The sequence below is a fragment of the Microbacterium sp. K35 genome (assembly GCF_004794375.1).
In the GTDB taxonomy this organism is placed as follows: domain Bacteria; phylum Actinomycetota; class Actinomycetes; order Actinomycetales; family Microbacteriaceae; genus Microbacterium; species Microbacterium sufflavum.
The window spans coordinates 1-2952 of record NZ_SSDM01000385.1; the positions used below are offsets into that span (position 1 = coordinate 1).

General features: G+C 73.3%; 4 protein-coding genes. 2 read left to right on the forward strand and 2 right to left on the reverse strand.

The features are described 5' to 3' along the window. Both DW299_RS15885 and DW299_RS15890 read right to left on the reverse strand, forming a co-directional pair. Positions 1-546, reverse strand: a 546-nt coding sequence (locus DW299_RS15885) for a beta/alpha barrel domain-containing protein (RefSeq protein ID WP_205814423.1), incomplete at its 3' end; no start/stop codon positions are given. Further along, a complete protein-coding gene (locus DW299_RS15890) occupies positions 546-1496 on the reverse strand; it encodes a sugar-binding transcriptional regulator (protein ID WP_168443166.1) in 951 nt (316 codons plus the stop codon). The genes DW299_RS15890 and DW299_RS15885, both read right to left, overlap by 1 nt. 139 nt (positions 1497-1635) lie before the next feature. On the opposite strand from DW299_RS15890, the gene DW299_RS15895 reads away from it, so the two are divergent. Both DW299_RS15895 and DW299_RS15900 read left to right on the forward strand, forming a co-directional pair. Further along, positions 1636-2286: an SIS domain-containing protein gene (locus DW299_RS15895; protein WP_168443167.1), complete on the forward strand. Its 651-nt coding sequence runs from the start codon at positions 1636-1638 to the stop codon at positions 2284-2286. Then, a partial coding sequence (locus tag DW299_RS15900) for an FGGY family carbohydrate kinase (RefSeq protein WP_240745430.1) occupies positions 2283-2952 on the forward strand: 670 nt, incomplete at its 3' end. The genes DW299_RS15895 and DW299_RS15900, both read left to right, overlap by 4 nt.

Below are 2952 nucleotides of genomic sequence, written 5' to 3' on the forward strand. Positions count from 1 at the left end.
GGCCCAGTCGGCGCCGGCCACGGCCAGGGCCTCCGCGTGCTCACGGCGCACGCCGCCGTCCACGCCGAGGGGTCGTGCGGGCGCGGCATCGCGGAGGGCCGAGAGCTTCGCCAGCACCCGCTCGTCGAACGTGCTCCCGGCCTGCCCCGGCACGATCGACATGCACAGCACGGGCAGGTCGAGCGGCACGGCCGTCGCGGGCGTCTGCGGGGAGACGGCGAGCCCGGCGCGCACGCCCCGGCGTTCGATCCGCGCGACCGCATCCTTCCAGTCGGCGCTCTCGACGTGCACGATCACGAGGTCGCAGAAGTCGGCCCACGCGTCGACCGCGCGCGCGGAGCGGTGCGCCATCACGTGCGCCTCGGCCGTCATGCCCGTCTGCGCGGCCAGCGCGGCGGCGTCGTCCGGAGTGAAGCCCCCGGCCGCGGCGAACCGCCCGTCGGTGGTGTCCCAGTGCAGCCGGCCCAGGCCCGCGTCGCGCAGTCGCAGTGCGGTGTCGAGGCGGTCGTCCGGGGACACGGACCACAGCGACCCGGCGATCCGCATCACTCGTCGTCCGCCAGCACGGCCTGGGCGAGCGCGTGGTCGGTGAACAGCTCGCTGATCAGTCCCACCCGCGACACCGTGCGGATCGCGTCGGCCTTCGCTGCTCCTCCCGCGACGGCGACCACGCGCGGCACTTCCTGGAGCTGCTCGTACGAGATGTTGATGCAGCGGTCCTGGAACTCCGTGTCGACGGGGGTCCCGTCGCTGCGGATGAGGATGCCGGCGATGTCGGCGACGCACCCCTTGCTGAGCGCGTTGGCGAGGTCGTCGATGGGCAGCACGTCGCGCACCTGCGACACGGGCGGGTCCCATGCTCCGACCGACAGCAGCGCCGTGGTGACGGAGGGGAACAGGTCGATCGCCGAGCGGATGTCGGGGTGCCGGCGCAGGCTCATCGCGGTCTCGCGGTCGTCCACGATGAGCGGCGAGAAGATCGGGTACACCGCGCCTCCCGCGCGACGCGAGGTCTGTCGCACCACCTCGATCGGGGAGGAGGCGAGGTCGCCCGCCACGACGCCGGTGAGCTGCACGATCGACAGGCGCGGCAGGTGCGCGAACTGGCTCGCGGTGGCGGTGAGCGTGCGGCCCCAGGTGACGCCGAGCACCTCGTCCTCCTGCAGCGTCTCGCTGAGCGCGCGGGCGGCGGCGGCGCCGATCTGGCGGCGCACGTCATCGTCGTCTCCGTGTGAGCGCACGACGAGGCAGCGCTCCAGCCCGAGCTTGTCCTGCAGGCGCTGGCTCAGCTCCACGTCGGGGAGACCCCAGTCGTGGATCTCGATCGTGACGATGCCCTCCTCCTTGGCGCGGCTGAGCAGGCGGGCGACCTTGAAGCGCGAGATGCCGAGGGCGTCGGAGATGTCGACGCGGGAGCGGTCCTCCAGGTAGTGCGCCCGGGCGACGGCCGCCATGAGGGCGCGGTCCTGATCCACGCTCTTCGTCGCATCGCTCATTTGAGCGTTGAAATCACGAAACTGTGACATATGTGACGGCTGCCTTTCCTCCGGCTCGCGACGGTTCCTATGCTCAAACGTACATCCAAGCATCACAGATGAGCGCAGCATGTGCGAGGCGCGATCGAGGGAGAACGTGTTGAACGTCGATGACGACATCCTGGCGGTAGCGCGCGGGCGGCTCCAGGCTGAGGCCGAGGCGGTGCGCGCACTGATCGACACGATCGACGGCACCCTGGTCACCGCGGCCTCGATGATCCTGTCCGCCACGGGCAAGCTGTTCATCGGCGGCTCGGGCACCTCCGGCACGGTCGCCCGGCGCATGGCGCACATCCTGTCCGTCACCGGCACGCCGTCGCTGCCGTTCTCCCCGATGGACGGGCTGCACGGGGCCTCCGGCGCCATCACCGCCGACGACCTCGTGCTGCTGATCTCCAACGGCGGCGCCTCCGACGAGGTCGTGCAGCTCGCCCGCATCGCCCGCGGCCGCGGCGCCCGCGTGATCGCCCTCACCCGCAGCCACGACACCCCCCTCGCGCGGCTCGCCGACCACAGCGTCGCCGTGGCCGTGCACCCCTCGGCCGACATCGGCGGCATCGTGGCCACCGGCATCACGATCGCGCAGTCCGCGTGGGGCGACGCGCTCGCCGAGGTGCTCATGCGCGGTCGCGGCTACACGTGGGCGGAGTTCATGACCACGCACCCCGCGGGCGCCGTCGGACGCCTCGAAGACCTCCCCGCCGACCCCTCCCGCCTCACCGTTCCGCCGCTCGAGGAGGTCGCGCGATGATCGACGTGGTCGCCGGAGTCGACAGCTCCACCCAGTCGTGCACGGTCGAGCTGCGCGACGCCGCCACCGGGGCGCTCGTCGCCACCGGGCGCGCCCCCCACCCCGTGACCCACCCGCCCGTCAGCGAGCAGGACCCCGAGGCGTGGTGGGCGGCCCTGGTCGCCGCGATGGCCGAGGCCCGCCGCGGCGCCGACGTGCGGATCGTCGCGGTCGGCGTCGGTGCGCAGTGCCACGGCCTCGTCGTGTCGAATGCCGACGGACGCGTCCTGCGCCCCGCGCGACTGTGGAACGACACCACCTCCGCCCCGCAGGCCGCGGCGCTGCTCGCGCGTCACCCCGCCGCCTGGTGGGCGCAGCAGATCGGGATCGTGCCGTCGGCGGCCATCACCGTGTCGAAGCTCGCGCTGCTGGCCGAGACCGAGCCGGAGACCCTCGCCCGCGCGCGTCACCTCTCCGTGCCGCACGACTGGCTGACGTACCGCCTCACCGGGCGCCGCGTGACCGACCGCTCCGACGCCTCGGGCACCGGCTACTACTCCGCCGCGACGGGACGCTGGCGCACCGACATCCTCGACGAGGCGGTGGGCGAGCGCGACTGGGCGCCGCTGCTGCCCGAGGTGCTCGGGCCGGACGAGGCCGCCGGGCGCATCCTCCCCGCCGCGGCCG

What these genes read in the sequence shown, in the direction of transcription:
- DW299_RS15890 (WP_168443166.1), bottom strand. Translation starts at nt 1,496, where the DNA reads ATGAGCGATGCGACGAAGAGCGTGGATCAGGACCGCGCCCTCATGGCG.